This is a genomic window from Acidobacteriota bacterium, from assembly GCA_003696075.1.
Taxonomy (GTDB): Bacteria; Acidobacteriota; Polarisedimenticolia; order J045; family J045; genus J045.
In genome coordinates this window covers 1-2,577 of record RFHH01000213.1, presented here as the reverse complement: position 1 = coordinate 2,577, position 2,577 = coordinate 1, and the positions used below count along the sequence as shown (strand labels likewise).

The 2,577-nt window shown below is 74.0% G+C and carries 3 protein-coding genes; 2 read left to right on the top strand and 1 reads right to left on the bottom strand.

What is annotated here, in order from left to right; translation table 11 throughout:
* Nucleotides 1–516 (top strand): hypothetical protein (locus D6718_13395; protein RMG42805.1); only part of this gene is annotated, 516 nt, incomplete at its 5' end.
* Nucleotides 517–622: 106 nt separating this feature from the next.
* Here D6718_13395 and pyk read toward each other — a convergent pair.
* Nucleotides 623–2,053, bottom strand: coding sequence for a pyruvate kinase (gene pyk, locus D6718_13390; GenBank protein RMG42804.1), 1,431 nt, complete (start codon nucleotides 2,051–2,053; stop codon nucleotides 623–625).
* An 89-nt stretch (nucleotides 2,054–2,142) separates the two neighbouring features.
* Between pyk and D6718_13385 the strand changes: the two genes are divergently transcribed.
* Nucleotides 2,143–2,577: serine/threonine protein kinase (locus tag D6718_13385; protein RMG42803.1), on the top strand; the 435-nt coding region annotated here is incomplete at its 3' end.

Below are 2,577 nucleotides of genomic sequence, written 5' to 3'. Positions count from 1 at the left end.
GCCCTCCGGTGGCTGGTGATCGGCCTGCTGGGCGACCCCCGGGAAGCGGCGCGCCGGGCCGCGGCTCGCGAAGACCTCGATGCGGCGGCTGCGGAGGCGGTGATCCGCAGCGTCCGATGCGCGATCTCGTCGCCGCTCGTGGGGGCCGCACGCCGCGCCCCGGAGGCGTGGGCGGAGCTTCCCCTCGCCTGGAGCGGCTCCTGGGACGATCTCCCGCGCCGCGCCCGCGAAGCGCTGGAGGCGAAGCTCGCGAAGGAGAACCGCCCCTCGCCCGAGGATCCGATCCCGGTGGAGGGCGTGGCCGACCTCGTCTACCGCGAAGGGGACGGCTGGCGGATCGTCGACTACAAGACCGATGCCTGGTCGGACGGCGAGGAGCTCGATCGCCTCGAGGCGCGCTATGCGCCCCAGCTCGAGTTGTACGACGCCGCGTTGCTCGCGCGGTTCGGCGCGCCGGTGAGCGCGCATCTTCTGTTCGTCGCCGGCGAGCGGCCGGTCGCCCGCCGGGTGGTTTGACGCCCCTCCCGGAGGTCGAGGCGAGGGAGCGCCCGGCATCGCGGCCGCGAGCGGGAGCGGCGCCGAACGGCGGCCGCGTGCCGGCCGGCGGCCCGCCGGAAACCGGTCAGCGGATCTGGTGGACGACGAGCCGGTTGGTGACGCCGAGCGGTTCGTCCGGAGAGCCGCCCAGGATGACGACCAGCTCCCCCCGCCGCGCCTCGCCCCGCCGCTTGAGGTCGGCGTTGACCGCCCGAATGGCGGCGCTGAACGTTCGCTGCATCCGGAGCGGGCGCGGTACGACCCCCCGGTAGAGCGTCATCCTCCCGAGCGCCTCCCGGTTCGGGGTGTAGCCGTACACCGGAAGGGAGGGGGCGAAGCGGGCGACCTGGCGCGCGGTGGCGCCGCTCCGCGTCAGCGCGACGATCGCCCGGGCGCCGACGTCGAACGCGATCCACGTGGCCGCCTCGGCGATCCCCTCCGAGACGGGTACGGGCCCCGGAGCCCTCCGGCGGCGCGGCAACTTGAACAACCGGCGCTCCGCCGCCTCGATGATCCGCTTCATCATGCGGACGGCTTCCACGGGGTGATGCCCCGTGGCCGTCTCCGCCGACAGCATCAGCGCCCACGATCCGTCCCACACGGCGTTCGCGACGTCCGACGCCTCGGCGCGGGTGGGGCGCGTGGCGTAGCGCATCGACTCGAGCATCTGGGTGGCGGTGATCACCGGCTTTCCCGAGGCGGTCGCCGCCTCGATGATGCGCTTCTGCTCGACCGGAACGCGTTCCGGGGGCAGGGCGACCCCCAGATCGCCGCGCGCGACCATGACGCCGTCGGCCGCGGCGAGGATCTCGTCCAGGTTGTCGAGGGCCTGCGGCGTTTCGATCTTGGCGACGATCAGCGCCTCGCTCCCGCGGCGCCGGAGCAGCCGCCGCGCCAGCGCCACGTCCTCTCCCGTGCGGACGAACGACAGGGCGACGGCGTCGACGCCCAGCTCGACGGCGAGGGTCAGATCCCGGCGGTCCTTGGCCGTGAGGGCCGGCCCGTGCGGCTTGGCCTGGGGCAGGTGGAAGCCGGTCCGCGGTGAGATCTCCGTCCCCTCGATCACCGTGCAGTAGACGCGCTCCCCCCTCACTCGCCGGACCTTCAGGCGCACCGCGCCGTCGCCGACCAGGATCTCGTGTCCCGGTTCCGCCTCGCGGGGAAGATGCGGGTAGTCGACGGGGAGGACGCCGCGCTCCGGGTCGGCCGCCGCGGGGCGGACGGTCAGCACCAGCGGCATTCCGCGCCGGATCGGCACCGCCTGTCCGAAGTCGCCGAACCTCACCTTCGGGCCCTGGAGGTCGGCCATGAGGCCGACGATCCGCCCGAGGGACCGCCCCGCGGCCCGCACCGCGCGCGCCGCCCGCCTGTGGAACGACGCATCGCCGTGACTCATATTCAGCCGCGCGACGTCCATCCCCGCCGCGACCATCAGCCGGAGCCGTGCCGGGGAGATCGTCGCGGGGCCGATGGTGGCGACGATGCGGGTGAGACGGTGATCGGCGGGCAACGCCATCCTCCCGGGCCCTGGACCGGCAACGGCGTTGCGAGAGTCTACCGCGGCCCGCGCCGGGAGCGGAGCGGTCCCGGTCGAGGAGGCCGCTGATGGCCGCCGGGCTCGAAGCGCCCCCGCAAGCCACGGCGGGCTCGGGGGTCATCGCCGGCCTGACGCTCACCGACCGCCTTGCGCGGGGTGGTTTCGCCGAGGTGTGGCGGGCGGAGCAGGTGTCCCTCGGCCGCACGGTCGCGGTGAAGATCCTGCGGCGCGAGCTGCTCGGCCAGCCCGAGATGGTGCGGCTGTTCGAGCGCGAGGCCCGGGTGCTCGCCCGGCTGAACCATCCCAACGTGGTCCAGGTGATCGATCGCGGATCCTCTCCGCTCGGTCCCTACTTCGTGATGGAGTACGTCGAGGGGGAGACGCTGCAGAGCCTCCTGTCCCGCGGCAGCCTGAGCCGCGATCGCGCGCTGGCGATCCTCCTCGAGGCCGCTCGCGGTCTCGCCTACGCCCACCTGAACGGCGTCGTTCACCGCGATGTCAAG

Excerpts from the sequence above, each read along its gene's own strand:
- pyk (RMG42804.1), bottom strand. The coding sequence starts at position 2,053 with ATGGCGTTGCCCGCCGATCACCGTCTCACCCGCATCGTCGCCACCATC.